The 22,164-nt window shown below is 60.2% G+C and carries 20 protein-coding genes; 10 read left to right on the forward strand and 10 right to left on the reverse strand.

What is annotated here, in order from left to right:
* Positions 1 to 13: 13 nt before the first annotated feature.
* The 3 genes from AC1DPR_RS07830 to AC1DPR_RS07840 are packed head-to-tail and all read right to left on the reverse strand — an operon-like array spanning position 14 to position 2,584.
* A complete protein-coding gene (locus tag AC1DPR_RS07830; RefSeq protein ID WP_112645365.1) occupies positions 14 to 889 on the reverse strand; it encodes a protein phosphatase 2C domain-containing protein in 876 nt (291 codons plus the stop codon).
* Between the two features lie 49 nt (positions 890 to 938).
* Positions 939 to 1,703 carry a GntR family transcriptional regulator gene (locus tag AC1DPR_RS07835; RefSeq protein ID WP_018857128.1) on the reverse strand — a complete coding sequence of 255 codons (765 nt, stop codon included), beginning with the start codon at positions 1,701 to 1,703 and terminating at the stop codon, positions 939 to 941.
* On the reverse strand, positions 1,700 to 2,584 hold the full coding sequence (locus tag AC1DPR_RS07840) for an N-acetylglucosamine kinase (RefSeq protein WP_113471583.1): 885 nt from the start codon (positions 2,582 to 2,584) through the stop codon (positions 1,700 to 1,702). Before AC1DPR_RS07840 ends, AC1DPR_RS07835 begins: the two co-directional genes overlap by 4 nt.
* Before the next feature lie 522 nt (positions 2,585 to 3,106).
* On the opposite strand from AC1DPR_RS07840, the gene AC1DPR_RS07845 reads away from it, so the two are divergent.
* The 5 genes from AC1DPR_RS07845 to AC1DPR_RS07865 all read left to right on the forward strand — a co-directional run bounded on the left by AC1DPR_RS07845 (position 3,107) and on the right by AC1DPR_RS07865 (position 8,447).
* Positions 3,107 to 4,366 (forward strand): ABC transporter substrate-binding protein, encoded by a 1,260-nt coding sequence (locus AC1DPR_RS07845; RefSeq protein ID WP_113471569.1) that lies wholly within the window; start codon positions 3,107 to 3,109, stop codon positions 4,364 to 4,366.
* A gap of 187 nt (positions 4,367 to 4,553) precedes the next feature.
* Positions 4,554 to 5,501, forward strand: coding sequence for a carbohydrate ABC transporter permease (locus tag AC1DPR_RS07850; protein ID WP_018116212.1), 948 nt, complete (start codon positions 4,554 to 4,556; stop codon positions 5,499 to 5,501).
* 10 nt (positions 5,502 to 5,511) lie between these two features.
* Positions 5,512 to 6,354, forward strand: coding sequence for a carbohydrate ABC transporter permease (locus tag AC1DPR_RS07855; RefSeq protein WP_018857125.1), 843 nt, complete (start codon positions 5,512 to 5,514; stop codon positions 6,352 to 6,354).
* Positions 6,351 to 7,433, forward strand: a complete 1,083-nt coding sequence (locus AC1DPR_RS07860; protein WP_113471570.1) for a Gfo/Idh/MocA family protein — start codon at positions 6,351 to 6,353, stop codon at positions 7,431 to 7,433. Before AC1DPR_RS07855 ends, AC1DPR_RS07860 begins: the two co-directional genes overlap by 4 nt.
* A gap of 12 nt (positions 7,434 to 7,445) precedes the next feature.
* Positions 7,446 to 8,447 (forward strand): ABC transporter ATP-binding protein, encoded by a 1,002-nt coding sequence (locus AC1DPR_RS07865; RefSeq protein ID WP_018857123.1) that lies wholly within the window; start codon positions 7,446 to 7,448, stop codon positions 8,445 to 8,447.
* A 68-nt stretch (positions 8,448 to 8,515) separates the two neighbouring features.
* Here AC1DPR_RS07865 and AC1DPR_RS07870 read toward each other — a convergent pair whose 3' ends face one another.
* The 7 genes from AC1DPR_RS07870 to AC1DPR_RS07900 form a co-directional block, all read right to left on the reverse strand.
* Complete coding sequence (locus AC1DPR_RS07870) at positions 8,516 to 8,821, reverse strand: NIPSNAP family protein (RefSeq protein WP_018116403.1); 306 nt, start codon at positions 8,819 to 8,821, stop codon at positions 8,516 to 8,518.
* A gap of 51 nt (positions 8,822 to 8,872) precedes the next feature.
* The gene (locus AC1DPR_RS07875; RefSeq protein WP_113471571.1) at positions 8,873 to 10,207 is read right to left on the reverse strand and encodes an MFS transporter; all 1,335 of its coding nucleotides are present in this window, start codon (positions 10,205 to 10,207) and stop codon (positions 8,873 to 8,875) included.
* Positions 10,208 to 10,356: 149 nt separating this feature from the next.
* Complete coding sequence (locus tag AC1DPR_RS07880) at positions 10,357 to 11,418, reverse strand: ABC transporter ATP-binding protein (protein ID WP_113471572.1); 1,062 nt, start codon at positions 11,416 to 11,418, stop codon at positions 10,357 to 10,359.
* Positions 11,419 to 11,432: 14 nt separating this feature from the next.
* Positions 11,433 to 12,221, reverse strand: a complete 789-nt coding sequence (locus AC1DPR_RS07885; RefSeq protein ID WP_018116406.1) for an ABC transporter permease — start codon at positions 12,219 to 12,221, stop codon at positions 11,433 to 11,435.
* Positions 12,218 to 13,111, reverse strand: coding sequence for an ABC transporter permease (locus tag AC1DPR_RS07890; protein WP_026371779.1), 894 nt, complete (start codon positions 13,109 to 13,111; stop codon positions 12,218 to 12,220). The genes AC1DPR_RS07885 and AC1DPR_RS07890 overlap by 4 nt, the downstream gene beginning before the upstream one ends.
* Positions 13,112 to 13,186: 75 nt before the next feature.
* A complete protein-coding gene (locus AC1DPR_RS07895) occupies positions 13,187 to 14,269 on the reverse strand; it encodes an ABC transporter substrate-binding protein (RefSeq protein ID WP_477816077.1) in 1,083 nt (360 codons plus the stop codon).
* Positions 14,270 to 14,471: 202 nt separating this feature from the next.
* Positions 14,472 to 15,344, reverse strand: a complete 873-nt coding sequence (locus AC1DPR_RS07900; protein ID WP_113471573.1) for a MurR/RpiR family transcriptional regulator — start codon at positions 15,342 to 15,344, stop codon at positions 14,472 to 14,474.
* Between the two features lie 176 nt (positions 15,345 to 15,520).
* Between AC1DPR_RS07900 and AC1DPR_RS07905 the strand changes: the two genes are divergently transcribed.
* The 5 genes from AC1DPR_RS07905 (at position 15,521) to AC1DPR_RS07925 (ending at position 22,121) form a co-directional block, all read left to right on the forward strand.
* Positions 15,521 to 16,294, forward strand: coding sequence for an N-formylglutamate amidohydrolase (locus AC1DPR_RS07905; protein WP_018857118.1), 774 nt, complete (start codon positions 15,521 to 15,523; stop codon positions 16,292 to 16,294).
* A gap of 125 nt (positions 16,295 to 16,419) precedes the next feature.
* Entirely contained in the window at positions 16,420 to 17,967 is a 1,548-nt protein-coding gene (locus tag AC1DPR_RS07910) for an amino acid permease (protein ID WP_018857117.1), read from the forward strand.
* A 148-nt stretch (positions 17,968 to 18,115) separates the two neighbouring features.
* Positions 18,116 to 19,483, forward strand: coding sequence for a glutamine synthetase family protein (locus AC1DPR_RS07915; RefSeq protein ID WP_018857116.1), 1,368 nt, complete (start codon positions 18,116 to 18,118; stop codon positions 19,481 to 19,483).
* Positions 19,484 to 19,587: 104 nt separating this feature from the next.
* Positions 19,588 to 20,973, forward strand: coding sequence for an aldehyde dehydrogenase family protein (locus AC1DPR_RS07920; protein WP_025659346.1), 1,386 nt, complete (start codon positions 19,588 to 19,590; stop codon positions 20,971 to 20,973).
* Positions 20,970 to 22,121: an iron-containing alcohol dehydrogenase gene (locus tag AC1DPR_RS07925; RefSeq protein ID WP_018857114.1), complete on the forward strand. Its 1,152-nt coding sequence runs from the start codon at positions 20,970 to 20,972 to the stop codon at positions 22,119 to 22,121. Before AC1DPR_RS07920 ends, AC1DPR_RS07925 begins: the two co-directional genes overlap by 4 nt.
* Positions 22,122 to 22,164 lie beyond the last annotated feature (43 nt).

Here is a 22,164-nt window from a genome sequence, read left to right on the forward strand (position 1 = left end):
ATCGAAAATCGCCTCAGGCGCTGGGTGTCAACTCGACAAGCAACGCCGTGGTGTCGTCGCTCTGCTTGTAGCGTGGATAGCGGAGCCCTTCGGGATCAATCTCGCGTTCGAAGCGCCGAAGTTCGTCGAGCATCGGCCGCAGACCCTTGGCGAGTGCAGTGCGCACCAAGCTTGTAGAATCATAGGTCGCGTAAAGGACCGCGAGGTCTGAAAAACCGTCGCTGCAGACGATGGCGTGCGCTTTGCCCCTGATATCCAGCCGCTCTGAAACCAGATGATCGGCCGCCTCCGGCACGAGGCCGAGGGTCCAGACGCCGCTTGCCGGCGTGTTCTGGCGCTCTCGGTGCTGGCGCAATAGGGCGAGCGTTTCGGAATTGCCGAGCGCGCCACCTTCCTTGGTAATGCCGCCCGTGCGTGCAATGTGCTTTCGCGCCTGGTTCTGTTCATACTCATAGGCACCGGGAATAGCCATGTGCATCGCTGCCGAGCCGTCTTCCTGCAACAGAAAGAGGCAGGAGTCGCCAAGGCCGACGAAGTGGAAACCGTCGCGCGTGTGGTGCAACATGGCAAAGGCGGTCAGCGGCCACGCGTAGCGCGGGACGCTCTCGTTGTGGGCTAAGAACTCCGTGCGGGCTGCCAGAGACAGGCTGCGAGCAATCTCCGAGACGCTGCTGTCACGGGTAATCCGATCCTGAAAGCCACGGGCGAAGTGCTGGGCGATCCAGGCGGCGTCGCTACCTCCCTCATCCATATATTGGCGATCGCCGAGGCCCGTCGCACCGTCGATTACGAAGGCGCAGGCGTCGTTATGGCCGAAGCTGTCGTCGTTCGGCTTTGCGGGATTGCCGGGATCGGAGATGGTGTCGAGGATAGTGATGCGACTTGTCATGGGTGCCATCAATAGACGGGCATTGCCGTCCATTCAATGCGACAAGGAATCACGACGGACCGATCGTCAGTTCGGCGACAAAATCATAGGCATCCCCGCGGTAGAGCGAGCGGGTGAATTCGACCGCGCGTCCCGAACCAAGGTATGAAATACGCTCGATCGACAGCCCTGCGGCGCCGACGGGAACGCCGAGAAGATGGGCATCGACCTCTTTCATGTTGGTCGCCGAAATTCTCTGCACCGCGCGGACGGGCCGGACCTGGCGACGCTCGAGCTCCTCATAGAGCGACGTTGTCACCACGAAAGGATCGGGCAGGAACTCGCCGGAAACACTGGCATTTTCGATGGCCAGCGGCTGGTCGTCGGCGATGCGCAATCGGCTGAGGCGTGAGACCCTGACATCGGTCGCGAGACCGAGAATCATCATTTCGTCGGGAGAGGGCGTGTGGATACCCTTGTGCAGCCATTCGGAGCGGGAGGTCATGCCGCGACGGGCCATATCCTCCGTAAAGGAGGTGAGCTGCGAGAGGCGCTGTTCGACCTTCGATACCGGCTTTGTCACGAAGGTGCCGGAACCGTGGCGGCGGATGAGCAACCCGTCCGCGACAAGCTCATCGATCGCTTTGCGCACGGTCACCCGGCTGACGGTCGCCAGTTCCGCGATGTCGCGCTCAGGCGGCAGGGCATCGCCATGACTGAGCGTGCCAGTGCGAATGGCATCTTCCAGCGTGCGGCGCAGCTTTACATAAAGCGGGCCTGTGCCGCCGGCTTGAAGACGTTCGGGGGAAAGGAGGCTTGCAAAATCGTCGGTCATGCCGCGCCTCTTCCTTCCTCGTGGAGAAACTTCACTGCGAGATCAATGGCGCCCTGCAGGACGTCGCCCTTCGGCTCACGCAGCAGGACAGCGTGACGTTCAGCAAGCCATGGACGATAGGCCTTTGCCAGTCCGCCCAACAGGCAGATCACCTCGCATTCCGGCCAGAGCAACGCATCCAGGCTCTCGCCGATCGAGGCTGCTGCGTTCTGCACGATCGCCGTCGCGACCGAGTCGCCCTTGGCAGCGGCCTCGAACACAACGGGCGCGTAGCGGGCGAAGTCATTCGGGCGGGAGACGTGGGCGAACTCGACGACGCGCTCAGGATCGTCGCCATATTCAGCCATGACGGTCTGGGTGACCGGGGAGGAGGGGCGCACCCCGTCATGGGCCAGCAAAGACTGCTCCAGCAGGTCCCGGCCGAGGCGAGCGCCACTGGCCTGGTCGCCGACGACGAATCCCCAGCCGCCAATGCCGTAGAGCTTTCCGTTGCGGCGCGCATTGTAGACCGAGCCCGTTCCGAACGCTCCAATCACACCGTCGGAATCGCCGAGCGCTCCTTGGAGTGCCGTCGTCGCATCTGTTACGACACGGCGCCGGGCAAAAGGCAGGGCACGCTCGATGCGTTCGGCATAGTCGCCCACATTCGCGCCGGCGACGCCGACGACGGCAGAGACGCTGGAAACGGTTTCAGAGGAAAGGCCGGCGTCATTCAACGCGTTTTCGGCTGACGCTACGATATTGAGCAGCGAGTTTTCGAGGTCGGACAGGATGTTCGACGGGCCGGCCGTGCCACGGCCCAGAATGCGCCCTGTCGCATCCGTGACTGCGGCGCGGCAGCTGGAGCCTCCGCCGTCAATGCCGATCGCAAGTTCTGTCATTGAACCACCAAATCCGCCCATTCCCCTTGTTTTCACTACAATACCAAAAAAATACCATTTACCAAGTCAAAAGCGTGGCGAAAAATCATCTTTTTATCTATCTGATTTTTATGAATAAAATTTTTTTGACGACTTTTCTGTCGTTCGAGTGTTAAAATCGGCTGGACAATTGGTATTTTTTTGGCCTTAATTCAACTCAAGGGAACAGCGCATCGAGCAGCGATAAACGGCAGGATAGAGATAAGCCGGGTCACTCGATGAAATGCAGATCCGGCCGTAGCGACACCGTCGCTCTCGATCCGTTCATTTGCCGTCAGCTTTCCCTTTCATGGCTGCGCCGGATCGGTTTCTTGTTCGGGTGCGCCGTCTGGTCGACAGGTGTTATCTGTCGCGCCGATTTTGAGCTTTCGGGCCGGCAGCTGCTGACGGCCCTCGAGTGGCGTTGCGTGTCACCTCATGCACGCGAACGCTGGTTTCAGGTCAGGAACAGCGCCTCACCGGCGCATAAAACAGGAGAGGGAAATGAAGAACACCGCACTTAGAGGCTTCCTGCTGGCGTCCAGCCTGCTGACATCAGTGGGCTTTGCTCATGCCGCCGACGTTACGCTGACGGTCGAGAGCTGGCGTAACGACGACCTGCAGATCTGGCAGGAAAAGATTATCCCGGCGTTCGAAGCCAAGAACCCCGGCATCAAGATCGTCTTCTCGCCGACCGCGCCGACCGAGTACAACGCTTCGCTGAACGCCAAGCTCGATGCCGGCTCCGCCGGTGATATCATCACCTGCCGGCCGTTCGACCCTTCGCTCGGAATCTTTGATAAGAAGCAGCTCGCCGATCTGACGAGCCTGCCGGGCATGGAGAACTTCTCGCCCGTCGCCAAGGCCGCCTGGACAACCGATGACGGCAAGTCCACCTTCTGTGTGCCGATGGCCTCGGTCATCCATGGCTTCATTTACAACAAGGATGCCTTCGACAAGCTCGGCATCTCCGTTCCGAAGACCGAAGAGGAATTCTTCGCCGCCCTCGACAAGATCAAGGCGGACGGCACCTACATTCCGCTCGCCATGGGCACGAAGGATCTCTGGGAAGCCGCAACCATGGGCTACCAGAACGTCGGTCCGAACTACTGGAAGGGCGAAGACGGTCGTCTGGCGCTGATCTCAGGCAAGCAGAAGCTGACCGATCCGGAATGGGTCCAGCCTTTCGAACAAATCGCCAAGTGGAAGCCCTATCTCGGTGACGGTTTCGAAGCCCAGACCTATTCGGACAGCCAGAACCTCTTTACGCTCGGCCGCGCCGCCATCTACCCGGCCGGTTCCTGGGAAATCTCGCTGTTCAACAGCCAGGCCCAGTTCAAGATGGGCGCTTTCCCGCCGCCGGTTCCGAAAGCTGGCGACCAGGGCTACATCTCCGACCATCCGGATATCGCTGTCGGCCTGAACGCCAAGAGCACCCATGCCGAGGAAGCCAAGAAGTTCCTCACCTGGGTCGCCTCGCCGGAATTCGCCGAAATCTACGCCAACTCGTTGCCGGGCTTCTTCAGCCTGAACTCGACGCCGGTGAAGATGGCTGATCCGCTGGCCCAGGAATTCGTTTCCTGGCGCGGCCCGTTCAAGTCGACGATCCGCTCGACGTACCAGATTCTGTCGCGTGGTACGCCGAACCTCGAAAACGAAACCTGGGTTGCTTCGGCGAACGTCGTCAACGGCACCGTGACGCCAGCCGATGCCGCCAAGAAGCTGCAGGACGGCCTCGACAGCTGGTTCAAGCCTGCCAAGTGATTGAGATGTGAGGGGCGGCGTTAGCCGTCCCTCATTCCGGCTCAAAGCCAATTTCGTATCCGCTCTTTTTCTCCCCGCCGCCTTCGAAAGCCGAAGGGCGGGGAGATGACTAGAGGGAAAGGGCGTTCTGCCCGTTGTGTCAGACGCGCTGCGCCATAGGTGCAGCTAAGAAGAACAGGCAAAAGCCATGAGCGTAGCCGAATCCGCTGTCGATGTTGTTCCCATTAAGCGCCCTGTGCGCTGGCACGTCGGCGTCTTTCTCTTCCCGGCATTTGTCGTTTATTCGGCGATCATGATCCTGCCGCTGATCGAAACGCTGAGGCTTTCGTTCTACAACACTGTCGACGGTGCGCCTGTCTTCGTCGGGCTCGCGAACTACAAGGTGTTGTTTGGCGATGCGCGCTGGGCACACGACTTCTGGAACGCGCTGGTCAACAACTTCATATTCTTCGTCATTCACATGTGCGTGCAGAACCCGATCGGCATCGCGCTGGCGGCGCTGCTGTCGACGCCACGGCTGCGGTTCGTCGCGTTCTACCGCACCGCAATCTTCCTGCCGACGCTGCTTTCCTTCGTGATCGTCGGCTTCATCTGGAAGCTCATCCTTTCGCCGATCTGGGGCGTTGCCCCGTGGCTGATGAGCCTTGTCGGCATGAAGAGCCTGTTCGCGCCGTGGCTAGGGCAGTCCGGGTCGGCGCTGATTGCCGTGTCGCTGATCTCGAATTGGCAGTACATCGGCATTCCGATGATGCTGATTTACGCTGCGCTGCTCAGTATCCCGGAAGAGGTGATCGAAGCTGCCGAATGCGACGGCATCACCGGCTGGGCTCAGTTCTGGAAGATCAAGCTACCGCTCATCCTGCCCGCCATAGGCATCATCTCGATCCTGACTTTTGTCGGCAACTTCAACGCCTTCGACCTGATCTACACCGTGCAGGGCGCACTTGCCGGGCCTGATATGTCGACCGACATCCTGGGTACGCTCCTCTACCGCACCTTCTTCGGTTTCCAGCTTCAGCTTGGCGACCGCTCGATGGGCGCCACGATCGCGACGGTGATGTTCCTGATCATCCTCGCCGGCGTGTCGTTCTACCTTTTTGCCATCCAGCGGCGCATGCGCCGGTACCAGTTCTGAGGAGTGTGCCATGTCCAACAGAGCACGCACATCCCCCATCCGCACCAGCTTCGTCCACCTGGCGCTCATCGGCTATACGCTGGTTGCCATCTTTCCGGTGTTCCTGACGATCATCAACTCGTTCAAAGACCGTAACGCGATCTTCCGCTCGCCGCTGCAGGTGCCGACGCCCTCGACCTTCAGTCTTGTCGGGTATCGAACAGTGCTGGGGCAGGGTGATTTCGCCACTTACTTCCAGAACAGCTTCATCGTCACCATCGTTTCGATCGCGCTGGTGCTGCTCTTCGGCGCGATGGCCGCCTTCGCGCTCTCCGAATACCGTTTCCGTGGCAACACGTTGACCGGCCTCTATATGGCGATCGGCATCATGATCCCGATCCGCCTTGGTACGGTCGCAATCCTGCAGGGCATGGTGGCCGCCGGTCTCGTGAACACGCTGACGGCGCTGATCCTCGTCTACACTGCGCAGGGCATTCCGCTGGCGATCTTCATCCTGTCGGAATTCATGCGGACCGTCTCCGACGACCTCAAGAATGCCGGCCGCATCGATGGGCTGTCGGAATATGCGATCTTCTTCCGGCTCGTCATCCCGTTGGTGCGCCCGGCAATGGCTACGGTTGCAGTCTTCACGATGATCCCGATCTGGAACGATCTCTGGTTCCCGCTGATCCTGGCGCCCGCTGAGGCGACGAAGACCGTCACCCTCGGGTCGCAGATTTTCATTGGGCAATTCGTGACCAATTGGAACGCCGTGCTTGCCGCGCTTTCGCTGGCGATCCTGCCGATCCTCGTTCTCTACGTCATCTTCTCGCGGCAGCTCATCCGCGGCATCACTTCGGGAGCGGTCAAGTGAGTTCGACGACCAAGCCAATCCGCGTTCTCGTCGCCGGCCTCGGCAACATGGGACGCAGCCATGCGCTGGCCTATCACAACAATCCCGGTTTCGAGATTGTCGGGCTGGTCAATCGCTCGACGCCTGATCTGCCGGAGGAACTACGGGGCTACAAGATCTATTCGGATTTCAAGGCCGCTCTTGCCGAGCTGAAACCGGATCTCTGTGCGGTCTGCACCTATTCGGACACGCATGCGGACTATGCGGTCGCTGCCTTCGAGGCTGGTTGCGACGTTTTCGTCGAGAAGCCGCTCGCAACAACCGTTGCGGATGCGGAGCGCGTCGTGGTGGCGGCGAAGAAGGCCGGCCGGAAATTGGTGATCGGCTATATCCTTCGCCACCATCCATCCTGGATGCGGCTGATCGAAGAGGCGCGCAAGCTCGGTGGGCCGTATGTGTTCCGCATGAATCTCAATCAGCAGTCCAGCGGTCCGACCTGGGAAACACATAAGTCGTTGATGCAGACGACCTCTCCGATCGTCGATTGCGGTGTGCATTATGTCGACGTCATGTGCCAGATCACGGACGCTAAACCGGTGGAAGTGCGCGGCATGGGACTGCGTCTATCGGACGAAATCGCGCCCGATATGTATAATTACGGCCAGCTCCAGGTGCTTTTCGAGGATGGTTCAGTCGGCTGGTACGAGGCCGGCTGGGGCCCGATGATCTCCGAGACGGCGTTTTTCGTGAAGGACATCATGTCGCCGAAGGGATCGGTCTCGATCGTGATGGATCCGAACGCCAAGTCCGACGATATCGACGCTCACACCAAGACTTCAGTCATTCGCCTGCACACGGCGGAGACAGGAACCGACGGCAAGTTCATACGGCCGGACCAGGACATGACGATGGCGGGAGAACCAGGCCATCAGGAACTCTGCGACCGCGAGCAGGCCTTCATGCTGAAGGCCATTCGCGAGGATATCGACCTTAACCGCCACATGGCAGACGCCGTCGCTTCGCTGCGCATCTGCCTCGCCGCCGACGAAAGCGTGCGTACCGGCCAAGCCGTCAAGCTCCAAGAGCCGGTCAAACTGTAAGGATTACGACTAGTGGGATCGCTTCAACTCAAATCCATCCGCAAGACCTACGGCACGCATGAGGTGCTGAAGGGCATCGACCTAGAGGTCAAGGACGGCGAGTTCGTCATTTTTGTCGGACCTTCGGGCTGCGGCAAGTCAACCCTCCTGCGCAGCATTGCGGGATTGGAGGATGTCACCTCGGGCGCCGTTTTCATCAATGGCAAGGAAGAGACGCTGACGCCTCCCGCCAAGCGTGGCATCGCGATGGTGTTCCAATCCTATGCGCTCTACCCGCACCTGACGGTCAAGGACAACATGGGCCTCGGCTTGAAGCAGGCCGGCACGCCGAAAAATGAGATCGACAAGCGGGTGACCAAGGCGTCCTCGATGCTGTCGCTTGAGCCTTATCTGGCGCGGCGCCCGGCGGAGCTTTCCGGTGGTCAGCGCCAGCGCGTCGCTATTGGCCGCGCGATCGTGCGCGAGCCGGCGCTCTTCCTCTTCGATGAGCCGTTGTCGAACCTCGACGCAGCCTTGCGCGTTCAGACGCGTCTTGAGATCGCGCGCCTGCACCGCAGCCTCAAGGCGACGATGATCTACGTCACCCACGACCAGGTCGAGGCGATGACGCTTGCCGACAAGATCGTGGTGTTGAATGCCGGTGCGATCGAGCAGGTCGGCTCGCCAATGGAGCTCTACAACCGCCCTGCAAACACCTTCGTTGCGGGCTTCATCGGTTCGCCGATGATGAACTTCATTCCGGGTGACAAGGTTAGCGATGCCGCGGCAAAGACTGTTGGCGTGCGCCCAGAGCACTTGACCCTTTCGCGCGAGCAGGGCACGTGGCGGGCGAAGGTCGTCCACGTCGAACATCTCGGCGCGGACACGATCATCTATCTCGAATCCGAGCAGTGCGGCCTGATCACCGCGCGCCTTTTCGGTGAGCATCAGTACGAGCCCGACGAGATCGTCTATGCGACGCCGGACATGGCCCACATGCATCGGTTCGATGCCAATGACAAGGCGATCCGCTAGAGCCCAACGTCAAACTGAAAGCCCCGCCAGAGCGGGCCCGCCAGAGCGGGGCTTTCCATTTCTATCGATCAGCCAAGAACAGGGCGCATGAAGCTGCGCTCGTAGCTGATGATGCTGCGATTTCGTTTGTCGAGATCGAACGCGGCCTGGCATTCGGGTTCGCTTGCCATGCGCGTGCGATAGTCTTCGTAGGCCGCGAGGCTCGGAAACGAAAACAGCGCAATGGCAATGTTGTTCGCGCCCTCGGACGGCAGGAAATAGCCGTGATGCGTGCCTCCCATTCGATTGACGATCGGAATCCAGAGGCGCGCATACTCCTCGAATTCGGCCACCTTGTGTGGGTCGATCGTGTAACGCAGATAGCAGGTAATCATTGAAGCGTTTCTTTGAAGCAAAGCCGGACGGCGGCCACACGCCTCCGACAGCTAGGCGGCGAGGCGCTCGGCGAGTTCCTCGATGCCGACGTCTGCCTCGACGCTGTCTCCCTTGGCGATCAGATAGAGCCCTAGCACGAAGGCGAGGGCGGCGATGAAGAGCAGGTAGTAGGCATGAGCCATCGGATTGATTGGCAGCAGCGATGCGACTGCAAGAGGCGTCAGGCCGCCGAAAATCGCGTAGGAGACGTTGTAGGAGAAGGAGAGGCCGCTAAAGCGAACGCGGGCCGGGAAGGCGCGGACCATTACGTAGGGCACAGCTCCAACCATACCGACCGATAGCCCCATGATCGCATAGAGCACGAAAAGAACGGTCAGCGAAACGGCGGCATAACTGTAGAACGCGAAGGTCGCAGCACCAAAGAAGATACTTGAGACAACGAAGAAGCGGCCTGAGCCAACGCGATCGACGATCGCGCCGGCGGCGGCAGTTCCGAAGATCAGGAACAGCGTGCCGAAACTGGTGGCGGCAAGCGACTGCTGCGCGGTGTAGCCATAGAGCTTCTGCAGGAAGGTTGCCGTCATCAGTGTTGTCACGACGATGCCGGCCGACAGGATCCAAGTCAGCAGCATGGAGATGATGACGCCACGCGGGTAGTCGCGCAGCACGGCCTTCAGCGGCAGTTCCGGCGCAAGCGAGCGGGCCTGTTTCATTTCTGCGAAGACGGGCGTCTCCTGCAGCCAGCGGCGGAGGTAGACGGCAACGAGGCCGAAGATGCCGCCGAGGAAGAACGGGATGCGCCATGCATAGGCGACGACATCATCTTGCGTGAAGACGGAGTTGATGATCGTCGCGATGAAGGATCCGAGCAGGATGCCGAGGGTCAGGCCGGAGCAGAGGAAGCCGCAGGCAAAGCCGACGCGGCGGAAGGGGACGTGTTCGGCCACGAAGGTCCAGGCGCCGGGAACTTCACCGCCGATCGCCGCGCCTTGCAGGATGCGCATGAGCACGAGGAGGATTGGAGCGGCAACGCCGATGGTAGCATAGGTCGGCATCGCCGCCATGCCGAGCGTTGAGAGCGCCATCAGCAGGATCGAGAAAGCAAAAACGCGCTTGCGGCCAAAGAGGTCGCCGAAATGGGCGAGGACGATGCCACCGAGCGGGCGAACCAGATAGCCGGCGGCAAAGATCCCGAAGGTCTGGATGGTCACCAGCCACTCCGGCATATCGGGCGGAAAGAACAGCTTGCCGATCACCGCCGCGAAGAAGACGAAGATGATGAAGTCGTAGAACTCAAGCGCACCGCCGAGGGCCGAGAGGCCAAGGGTGCGGAAATCCTGCGCGGTGAGGTGGCGGGGCGGTACGGCTGTTGTGGTAGGGGACATGATGCTGACTTTGCTGAATAAAAATGCTTCAGCCGTCGTTACGCATCGAGGTCGCACTTTCAAGCAATTTCCGGCGCCGCAGAGTGGGGCGCCGGAAATGCGGAGGCAAGTGTGGCAAAGCCGCAAACGTGAGCGCAGCGCTGCCGCGATCAATCGCGGATGACGAGGAGGTCGGCTGCCATGAAGCGAAGCGTGACGGTCTCGCCAGCAGCCGGTGGGGTCACGCCCGGGCTGTTGAACATGTCGAAGGAAATGACATTGCCGCCGACATTCATGCGCGTGCGGATGACCGAACCGAGGAAGTGGGCGGATACGACCTGACCGGTCAGCTTCGTGTCGCATGGCGCGCTCTCGGCCAGCGATCCTGCCTCCGGACGCAGCGCCAGCGAGACTGTATCGCCAGCCTTGAAGGCGGCGACGGACTGCTTCAACGTCACGCCCTGGTCACCGATCTGGATGCGGTTGGCCGAGGGGTCGACAACCTTCGCTTCGATCATGTTGAGCGTGCCGACGAAGGAGGCGACGAAGCGCGTAGCCGGTGTGTTGTAGATTTCGAACGGCGTGCCGATCTGGTCGGCGCGGCCGGCGTTCATGACGACGATGCGGTCGGAGATCGAGAGAGCTTCTTCCTGGTCGTGCGTCACGAAGACGGTGGTGATGCCGAGCTTCTGCTGGATGGCGCGGATTTCCTCGCGCAGCGACACGCGGATCTTGGCGTCGAGGGCAGACAGCGGCTCGTCGAGCAGCAGGACCTGGGGGCGGACCGCCAGCGCACGGGCAAGCGCCACGCGCTGCTGCTGGCCGCCGGAGAGCTGATAGGGATAGCGATCCGCGAGGTGGTCGAGCTTGATCAGCCCAAGCATATCCTTGACGCGAGCGTCAATCTCGGTGGCCTGCGTGCCGGCGACCTTGAGGCCGAAGGCGACATTGTCGTGTACGGTCATGTTGGGAAACAGCGCGTAGGCCTGGAAGACCATGCCGATGTTGCGCTTGTTCGGCTTGAGATTGTTTTGCTCCTTGCCGCCGATGGCGATGCGACCGGCCGAGGGTGTTTCGAAGCCCGCGATCATGCGCAGGACAGTCGTCTTGCCGCAGCCCGACGGGCCAAGGAAAGAGATGAATTCACCCTTCTCGATCTGCATGTTGAAGTCATGCACGACCTGCGTGTTGCCGAAGGATTTCTTGAGGTTTGCGAGTTCGAGAAAGGCCATGAAAACCAGATACCTTACGACTTAGCCGGAGCGGCTTTGTGGAAGCGGGAGACGAGTTGCAGCAGGCCCATGCTGAGCCAGGTAATCGAGAAGGCGATGACCGCCAGGGCCGACGGCTCATAGGCGCGGTTGGCGCCAACCAGCTGCAGGTAAGGCCCGAAGGCCGGACGATTGAGGAGCGCGGCCATGGTGAATTCGCCCATGACGATCGCGAGCGTGATGAAGGCGCCCGAGAGTACGCCGCTCATGACGTTCGGAAAAATGCACTTGAACAGGATCGTCGCCCAGCCGGCGCCAAGGCTTTCCGCAGCTTCCGTCAAGGTGCGGACATCGATGGCACGCATGGCGGTGTCGACGGCGCGATACATGTAGGGCAGGGACAGCGTTATGTATGAAAGGACGAGCAGGATGTTCGTACCCGTGGTCGATCCCGTCAGCGGCAGGATCGAGGACGAGTTGTACATTCTGAGATAACCGAAGACGATCACGATTGCCGGGATGACGAGCGGCAGCAGCGTGATGAACTCGACGATCGGACGGATCTGCGGCAGGCGCAGGCGCACCCAATACGCCGTAGGCACCACGAGCAGCATGCCAAAGACGATCGTCAGAAGCGCCATCAGCATCGAATAACCGAAGGTTTCGCGGAACTGCGCCTCGGAAAAAACCGAAGCGTAGGCGTCAAAACTGTAGGCGCCGCGGCGCATGCGCAGCGAGAATTCAACGGTGGCGATGAGCGGCAGGACGAAGTAGATCGCGCCGAATCCGATCGATATCCAGGCTCCAAGGCGTGAAGTCTTCATTTTTGCCACCGTTCAGCGCGCATGCGCAGCATGATGTATAGGAGGTTGGACAGGCCGGTGATGACGATCATGCCGAGTGCCAGCGCATAGCCGAGGTTGGCGTTATGAAGCACGTCGCCGCGGATCTGTGCGTAGAGCAGGATCGGGACGATATTCAGCGAACTTCCCGTCAGCGCATAGGCTGTGGCGATCGCGCCGAAAGCGTTGGCAAAGAGCAGGAGTGTCGTGCCCATCAGGCTCGGCCAGAGAATTGGGAACGCGACCATGCGCCAGTATTGGCCGTTGGTGGCGCCGAGAATGAGCGCGGCTTCCTTCCACTCCTTTTTCATGCCGTCGAGCGCCGGCGTCAGGATCAGTACCATCAGTGGGATCTGGAAGTACATGTAGGTGAGCGTGAGCCCGAAGAAGCTCAAGAGGTTGAAACCGGTGGAATAGAGATTGAAGCCCAGCCAGTCGCGCATCAAGACGGTCACGAGACCCGTGCGTCCGAGCGTGGCGAGAAAAGCGAAGGCGAGCGGTACGCCCGCGAAATTCGAGGCAACGCCGGAAAAGGTCAGGAGGCCCGAACGAACCCAGGTCGGGAGCCCGCCGAGCACCACAGCCCAGGCAAGAAGGGAGCCGATCACCGCGCCACCGAGGGCTGAAACCACCGACACCTTGATACTGATCCAGTAGGCACTGAGGATCGACGGCGTGAACAGGTCGGCAATGTTCTTGAGGGTGAGTTCGCCTTCCGGGGTCAGGAATGCGCCGGCGACCAGATAAAGCGTCGGTATGATCAGGAACATCGCAGCGAAGATCATGAAGGGCGCGATGCCGAGCCAGTCTACGATCCTGTCGCGGTTTATCATGGGCGTGGCCGTAGCCACGGATGTTGAAACAGTGCTCATAGACGACGGCCTTATCGGGGCAATGAAAAATGAGACCTCTCCGCCCACAGAGGCGGAGAGGTCTTGCGTCAGAGATTACTTGACGTTGGCGCCAACGACGCTGTCCCACTTCGTCGTGATGGCGGCCTTGCCGGCAGCCTGTTCGTCGAGGGTGGGGAACACGGCCTTTTCGTAAGCAGCGGCCGGCGGCAGCTTGTCGAGGAGCTCCTGGGGGACCTTCTTGTTCTTCGCCAGATCGTTGAAGCGGATCGGGTGGCAATAGCCCTTCAGCCAGCCGAGCTGACCTTCGTCGGAGTAGAGGTATTCCATCCAGAGCTTTGCAGCGTTCGGGTGCGGAGCGAAGGYCGAGATCGCCTGAACGTAGACGCCAGCGACAACGCCCGAAGCCGGAACGACGACTTCAGCTGGTGGGTTGCCCTTGAGGGTATCGCGCCAGGAGAGACCATTGTAGTCCCAGGCAACGACGATGGGGGTCGAGCCCTGAGCGAGCGAAGCGGACTTGCCGATCACAGGAACGAGGTTTCCAGCCTTGTTGAGCTCGGCGAAATACGCGAGACCAGCTTCGCCAGCCTTGGTCGCGTCCTTTTCACCAGCTGCGATGCCGGCTGCGTAGACGGCCTGGACAGCCTGGTTAGAAGCGCGCGGGTCGCCAGCGAGCGCGATGCTGTTGGCGTAGTCGGACTTCTTCAGGTCGGCCCAGTCCTTCGGAACGTCCTTGACGATGTCGGTGTTCACGACGAAGGAGAGAACGCCGTAATAGTCGCCGTACCAGAAGCCATCGGCATCCTTGGCGCTGTCAGGAATGGAATCCCAGGTCGACACCTTGTAGGGCTGGATCAGGCCATCGGCCTTTGCGGAGGGGCCGAAGGAAAGACCGACGTCGATAACGTCAGGAGCCTGCGGTCCGGTGTTGCCCTTGTTGGCCTTGATGGCTTCGATCTCGTCGCCCGAGCCCGCGTCGGGGTTCAGTTCGTTGACTTCGAGGCCGTACTTGGCCTTGAAGCCGGCGATGACGTCGCCGTAGCCGCACCAGTCGTGCGGAAGCGCGATGGTCGTCAGCGTGCCTTCCTTCTTGGCGGCAGCGATAAGTTCAGCGCTTGGTTCAGCAGCTGCGATTGCAGTCGAAGCAACAACAATTGCAGTAGAAAGCGAAAGCATTTTCGAAATATTAGAGATCACTGTTGTTCTCCTTCGGGTTTTCAGTGTCCGACGATGCTGTTACTTACGTTACGTGAAGCTTTCGTGACAGTTTCATGACCTTCTTTTTTCTTTGTATAGCAGGCAGTTGGCGGCGATGTTTCATTTACGACACATTATTCGCTCAAGCGCCGAACGTCATCTCACTGTCGTATTTTCCCTCCTAACTGAGTTTGCGGAATAGCCTGGTCTGTTCGAACAGGCCCTCCAGGGTTTTCATGCGTTCTTTCGTCTCATCCCAGGTCGAGCTTTGAACGGCCTCGATCAGGGCTTCTACGATGAAGAGAGTGACGACGGACGTGTCCCAGGCCGATGGCGCCTCGATCTGCACACGGAACGTGTGACGCGCGAGCTTGGCGGCGGGCGATCCCCACTGATCGGTAAAGACGACGATCTCCGCGCCGCTTTTTCGGGCAGCGGTCGCGAGGCTGACCATTTCCTGCTCGTAGCGACGGATATCGAAGATGACCAGGAGGTCGCCGGGATTCATATTGAGTACGTATTGCGGCCAGCTGCTCGAGTTTGATGAGAGCAAAGCAGTGTTCGGACGAATGACTTGCATATGTGTAAAGAAGTATTCGGCCAGCGCGCCGGTGATGCGCCCGCCCACCAAATAGAGGCCGCGTTTGCGATCCGAGAGGAGCGAGGCGACGCTGTCGAACGTCGCCGTGTCGAGCGCGCTCAGCGTCTGGCGAAGATTGCCAATGATCGCGTCGGCAAAGCGATTGAGAATATGCGTGCCCGGCGCGTTGGAGGCCCATCGATCATGCTTGGCGATGGGGTTCGAGATTGTCGCTTCGACCTCCTGGTGGAGGTGCGCCTGGAAGTCGGGATAGCCCTTGAAGCCGAGCTTCTGCACCATGCGTACGACCGTTGGCGTCGATACGCCGGCGTTCTCCGCAATCGTCGTGATACTCCCCAATCCTGAGACTGGGTAGTTGTCCAGCAGGCTCTCGGCCAATTGCTTTTCGGCCCGCGTAAGCATGCCAAAATGCGAATGGATTACGTCCGAAACTGTCTTCGACGCAGCGCTCACGCGTTCTTGCTCCCCGGGATTGGTCTTGTGCCACTTTCCCACTGAAAGTTAACAACGCTGTCACAATCCATGTCAACTGCTGTCATGAAAAGAAATTTTCAGTCGCGCTTGACAGTCGGCAAAACCTGAAGAATTCTTTTCTTATACATTCTTTAATTAATGATCGGGATGCGCCTGTGGTGCCTGCTCAGTTCAAGGTCCTAAGTGAAGCGGAAGGCGACTGCGTTACCGTTGAGCGGCCGAATGGCGAGAGCCCGCTGCTGGTGATCTGCGAGCATGCGTCGCGTTTGATGCCCGAGCGATACGGTACCCTCGGTCTCTCCCGTGAGGCTCTGGAAAGCCATATCGCATGGGACCCTGGCGCATTGGCAGTCGCCCGCGGGATTTCCGAGGCGCTCGACGCCACGCTCGTCTACCAGCGATTTTCGCGATTGATTTACGATTGCAACAGGCCGCCGGAGTCAGCCGGCGCCATGCCCGAGAAGAGTGAAGTCTATGAAATTCCGGGCAATGCCGATCTCAGCGCGGAAGAACGCCTCGCGCGCACCGAAGCATTGTATATTCCTTTTCACGACGCCATTCGCGCACTGATTCGCGATCGCAGGGCGAGGGGGCAGGAGACGGTGATTGCGACGGTCCACAGCTTCACTCCTGTTTACCACGGCAAGACACGTGCCGTGGAAATTGGTATATTGCATGACGAAGACAGCCGCTTTGCCGACAGCGTGTTGAACGCCGCATCGACCGGCTCGCCTCTCTATAAAATCGAACGTAACGAGCCCTACGGCCCCGTTGATGGCGTGACCCACACGCTCATCCTGCACGGGCTTTCGAACGGGCTGCGCAATGTAATGATCGAGGTCCGCAACGACCTCATCTCAGATGAAGACGGCCAAGGGGTCATGGCCGGCTATCTGACGAGGCTTCTCCGGCAAAGCCTGGACGCCTGACAACGAAGAAAAAGACCCCAGGGAGCAGTCTAACTGCGATCCGCCCGTAGGCGAAAACGTCACGGGCACTTTGGCACTGGATGATCACTCGCAATCCCGCGGCTGATCGCTAACAGGGGGAAGTCATGTCCGACTACACGGATCACGACAAGAAGCAGGACACGCATATCCTGCACTCCATGGGCTATGCCCAGGAGTTGGAGCGGAGGCTGAGCGCGTTCTCGAATTTTGCCGTCTCGTTCTCTATTATCTGCATTCTTTCCGGCGGTATCAACTCGCTGGCGCAAGCGACTTCCGGCGCCGGCGGCGCGGCCATCGGCATCGGCTGGCCGGTTGGTTGCTTCGTTTCGCTGGTGTTCGCCGTCGCGATGGCGCAGATCAGCTCGGCCTATCCGACCGCGGGTGGCCTCTACCACTGGGGTTCGATCCTCGGCAACCGCTTCACCGGCTGGCTGACCGCCTGGTTCAACCTGCTCGGCCTCGTCACCGTTCTCGGCGCGATCAACGTCGGCACCTACTATTTCTTCATGGGCTCCCTTGGGACGAGCTACTTCGGCCTGACGGACACGACGACCGTTCGTATCGTTTTCCTGGTCGTCATCACCGGCGCACAGGCGCTCGTGAACCACATGGGTATCGGCCTGACGGCGAAGCTCACGGACTTTTCCGGTTATCTCATTTTCGCGACGGCGATCGCGCTCGCAGTGGTGTGCCTGTTGGCGGCTCCGTCCTACGAGTTCGGCCGTCTTTTCACCTTTGCCAACTATTCCGGCGAAGCCGGCGGCAACGTGTGGCCGGAGACTTCGGGCGCTTGGGTATTCCTGCTCGGTCTTCTGCTGCCGATTTACACAATCACCGGCTATGACGCTTCGGCCCATACGTCGGAGGAGACGGTCAAGGCAGCTCATTCCGTTCCGCGCGGCATGGTCTCCTCCGTTCTATGGTCCGCGCTTTTCGGCTACATCATGCTTTGCGCCTTCGTGTTGATGCTGCCGAACATGGAAGAGGCGGCCAAGCAAGGCTGGAACGTGTTCTTCTGGGCGATGGACAGCCAGGTCAATGTCGTCGTCAAGGATGTGCTCTACTTTGCCATCTTCGTCAGCCAGTGGCTGTGCGGCCTTGCGACCGTCACCTCGGTTTCGCGCATGATCTTCGCCTTCTCGCGCGACGGCGGTCTGCCGGCCTCCAAGGCGCTCGCCAAGGTCAGCCCGAAGTTCCGCACGCCGGTCGCGGCCATCTGGACTGGCTCGATCCTCGCGGTCCTGTTCGTCTGGGGCTCGTCGCTCGTTTCGATCGGCGAAACGCCGGTTTACACGATCGTCGTGTCGTGCACGGTTATCTTCCTGTTCTTCTCCTTCGCGATCCCGATCACCCTCGGCCTCCTCGCCTGGGGTTCGTCGAAGTGGGACAAGATGGGTCCGTGGAACCTCGGCGAAGGCATGTTCAAGCTGTTCGCGATTCTTTCGATCCTGGCGATGGTGCTGATCTTCGTCCTCGGCATCCAGCCGCCGAATGATTGGGCTCTCTACATCACCGTCGGCTTCCTCGTACTGACTGCGATCATCTGGTTCGGCTTTGAAAACCGCCGCTTCAAGGGCCCGCCGATCGGTGAGGAAGTCGCGCGCCGTCAGGCGGAGATTGCTGCTGCCGAAAAGGCAGTTGGCGAACGCTGAGGCTTCGACTTCCCTCTCAAACCGCGGGGCCGCGATGGCGGCCCCGTTTAACGGCTCAACGAAAACGCATCAGATGCGGCGCGCCCGTTTGACTGCATGCCCTTTCGTTGACCCGATTTTTTCAGTTCCAGGTTCAGGCGGATTCAATATGAGCATCTATACTCTCGACGATCTCAAGCAGGATGTTGCCGACGGGCGCATCGACACGGTTCTGGCATGCCAGGTGGATATGCAGGGCCGCTTGATGGGCAAGCGTTTCCAGGCCGAATACTTCCTCGAGAGCGCATGGAAGGAAACGCACAGCTGCAACTATCTCGTCGCCACCGACATGGAGATGGAAACCGTCTCCGGTTACAAGGCGACGAGTTGGGAAAAGGGTTATGGCGACTACACGATGAAGCCCGACCTTTCGACGCTGCGGCGGATTCCATGGCTTGAAGGTACGGCGCTCGTGCTGTGCGATCTGCTCGACCACCATTCCCACGAAGAGGTGCCGCATTCGCCGCGCGCGATCCTGAAGAAGCAGGTCAAGCGTCTGGAAGACATGGGCATGAAGGCCTTTATGGCCTCGGAGCTCGAATTTTTCCTGTTCGACCAGACCTACGACTCCGCGCACGCAGCCGGTTATCGCAACCTGAAGCTCGCCAGCGCCTATAACGAGGACTACCACATCTTCCAGACGACCAAGGAAGAAGAGGTTATGCGGGCAATCCGCACGGGGCTTCAGGGGGCCGGCATTCCGGTCGAGAACTCGAAGGGTGAAGCATCCGCCGGGCAGGAGGAAATCAATGTCCGGTACGCCGATGCGCTGACGATGGCGGACCGCCATGCCATCATCAAGAACGGCTGCAAGGAGATCGCCTGGTCGAAGGGCAAGGCAATCACTTTCCTCGCCAAGTGGCACTATAATGCCGCCGGTAGCTCGTCACATATCCATCAGTCGCTCTGGAGCGTGGACGGCAAGACGCCGCTTTTCCATGACGAGAAGGGCAAGTACGGCATGTCGCCGCTAATGGAAAACTACATCGCCGGCCTGCTCTCGCACGCGAGCGAGATCACGTATTTCCTGGCACCTTACATCAACTCCTACAAGCGCTTCATGGCCGGCACGTTCGCGCCGACAAAAGCGATCTGGAGCAAGGACAACCGCACGGCCGGTTATCGTCTCTGCGGTGATGACACCAAGGCGATCCGCATCGAGTGCCGTGTTGGTGGGTCTGACCTCAATCCCTATCTCGCTTTTGCGGCACTGCTTGCTGCGGGCATCGATGGCATCGAGAACAAGGTGGAACTCGAGGCTCCATTTGTCGGCGACGCCTATGGCGCTCGCCGCGTCCGCGAGATCCCGCGCACGTTGCGCGCGGCAACCGTTGCCATGACGAAATCGAAGATGCTGCGCAATGCCTTCGGCGATGATGTCATCGACCACTATACTCGCGCAGCCGAGTGGGAGCAGGAAGAGTACGATCGTCGCGTCACCGATTGGGAAGTGGCGCGCGGTTTCGAAAGAGCATAAAGCGTAGCCAAGCCGGACGGCGTCCTGTCACACGATTTCCATATCTCGGGAGATTGTTTGGGAGGTCCGCCGGTTTCGGCACGCTAAAACATAGGATGAAGATCATGGGAATGATCCAATGCATTTCACCGGTCGACGGATCGGTTTACGCCGAGCGCCCGGCGCTTTCGCTGGAGGCGGCGAAAGAGGCCGTTGCGCGTGCGCGCAAGGCGCAGAAGGCCTGGGCAAAACGCCCGCTGGAAGACCGTGTTCAGCTGGTGCTGAAGGGCGTCGCACGGCTCAATGAAATGTCCGACGTCGTCGTGCCCGAGCTTGCCTGGCAGATGGGCCGCCCGATCCGTTATGGCGGCGAATACAAGGGCTTCAACGAGCGCTCCAACTATGTCGCCTCGATCGCTGCCGATGCGTTGGCGCCGCTTGTCGTCGAAGAGAGTGACAAGTTCGAGCGCCGGATCGAGCGCGAGGCGCATGGCGTCGTCTTCGTCGTGGCGCCCTGGAACTACCCCTACATGACGGCGATTAACACGATCGCCCCGGCGCTCATGGCGGGCAATGCGGTTGTTCTGAAACATGCCTCGCAGACGCTCCTGGTCGGCGAGCGGCTGGTGCAGGCCTTCGTCGAGGCCGGCGTTCCCGAGGATGTCTTCCAGAACGTGTTCCTCGATCACGAGACTACCTCGGCCCTGATTGCTGCTGGTAGCTTCAATTTCGTCAACTTCACCGGTTCGGTCGAAGGCGGTCGCTCGATGGAGCGCGCTGCGGCGGGTACGTTTACCGGGCTTGGCCTGGAGCTCGGCGGCAAGGATCCAGGCTACGTCATGGAAGACGCGGATCTCGATGCGGCGGTCGATACGCTGATGGACGGCGCGACCTACAATTCCGGCCAGTGCTGCTGCGGAATCGAGCGCATCTATGTGCACGAGTCGCTCTATGACAGCTTCGTCGAGAAGTCGGTCGCCTGGGTATCGAACTACAAGCTCGGCAATCCGCTGGATCCGGAAACGTCGCTTGGGCCGATGGCGAACAAGCGTTTCGCCAAGGTCGTGCGCGAGCAGATCGCCGATGCCGTCTCCAAGGGTGCCAAGGCGTTGGTCGATCCCAAGCTGTTCCCGCAGGACGATGGCGGCGCTTATCTCGCTCCGCAGATCCTGGTCAACGTCGACCACTCCATGGCCTTCATGCGCGAAGAAACCTTCGGTCCGGCTGTCGGCATCATGAAGGTGAAGAGCGACGACGAGGCAGTGGCCCTGATGAACGATAGCCAGTACGGCCTGACGGCTTCGCTCTGGACGAAGGATCCGGAGCGGGCAGGGCGGCTTGGTCGCGAGATCGAAACCGGCACCGTGTTCATGAACCGCGCAGACTATCTCGATCCGGCGCTCTGCTGGACCGGTGTCAAGGAAACCGGCCGTGGCGGCTCGTTGTCGATCATCGGCTTCCACAATCTGACGCGTCCAAAATCCTACCATCTGAAGAAAGTCACAGCATGAGCAGCAACATCACAGCCAACTGGAGCTATCCGACCGCCTTCAAGTTAGGTCGGGGGCGCATCAAGGAACTGGCGGACGCCTGCAAGAGCCTTGGCATGAAGAAGCCGCTGCTGATTACCGATCGCGGCCTCGCGTCCATGGCGATCACCAAGACGGCGCTCGACATTCTGGAAGACGCCGGTCTCGGTCGCGCAATCTTTGCCGATGTAGATCCGAACCCGAACGACAAGAACCTCGACGCCGGCGTCAAGGCGTTCAAGGATGGCGGCCACGACGGCGTGGTTGCCTTCGGCGGCGGTTCCGGCCTTGATCTCGGCAAGTGCGTGGCCTTCATGGCCGGCCAGACGCGCCCCGTCTGGGACTTCGAGGACATCGGTGACTGGTGGACACGCGCCGGCGTTGAAGGCATCGCGCCGATCGTTGCCGTGCCGACGACGGCGGGCACGGGCTCGGAAGTTGGTCGCGCCAGCGTCATCACCAATTCCGAAACCCATGTGAAGAAGATCATCTTCCACCCGAAGTTCCTGCCGGGCGTCGTCATCGCAGATCCGGAACTGACCGTCGGCATGCCGAAGATCATCACGGCCGGCACCGGCATGGATGCCTTCGCGCATTGCCTGGAAGCCTATTCCTCGCCCTTCTACCACCCGATGTCTGCCGGCATCGCGCTGGAGGGCATGCGCCTCGTCAAGGAATTCCTGCCACGCGCCTACAAGGAAGGCACCGACCTCGAAGCCCGCGCGAACATGATGTCGGCGGCCGCCATGGGCGCTGTTGCTTTCCAGAAGGGTCTCGGCGCCATTCATGCGCTGTCGCACCCGATCGGCGCGGTCTACAACACCCACCACGGCATGACGAATGCCGTCGTCATGCCGGCCGTGCTTCGCTTCAACCGTTCGACGATCGAAGACAAGATTGCGCGTGCTGCAGCCTATCTCGGTATCTCCGGCGGTTTCGACGGATTCTACAACTACGTGCTGCAGCTTCGCGCCGAGCTTGGCGTTCCCGACAGCCTGTCTGCGATGGGAATCAAGCCGGATCGAATCGATGAACTTTCGGCGATGGCGATCGAAGATCCGAGCGCCGGCGGCAATCCGGTCAAGATGACGCTCGAAAACACGAAGGCGCTCTTCAAGGACTGCTTCTGAATTTAGACAAGACGGCGGACCCAACTGGCCCGGAAAGCTTAGG

Source organism: Rhizobium sp. 01T417 (genome assembly GCF_056398905.1).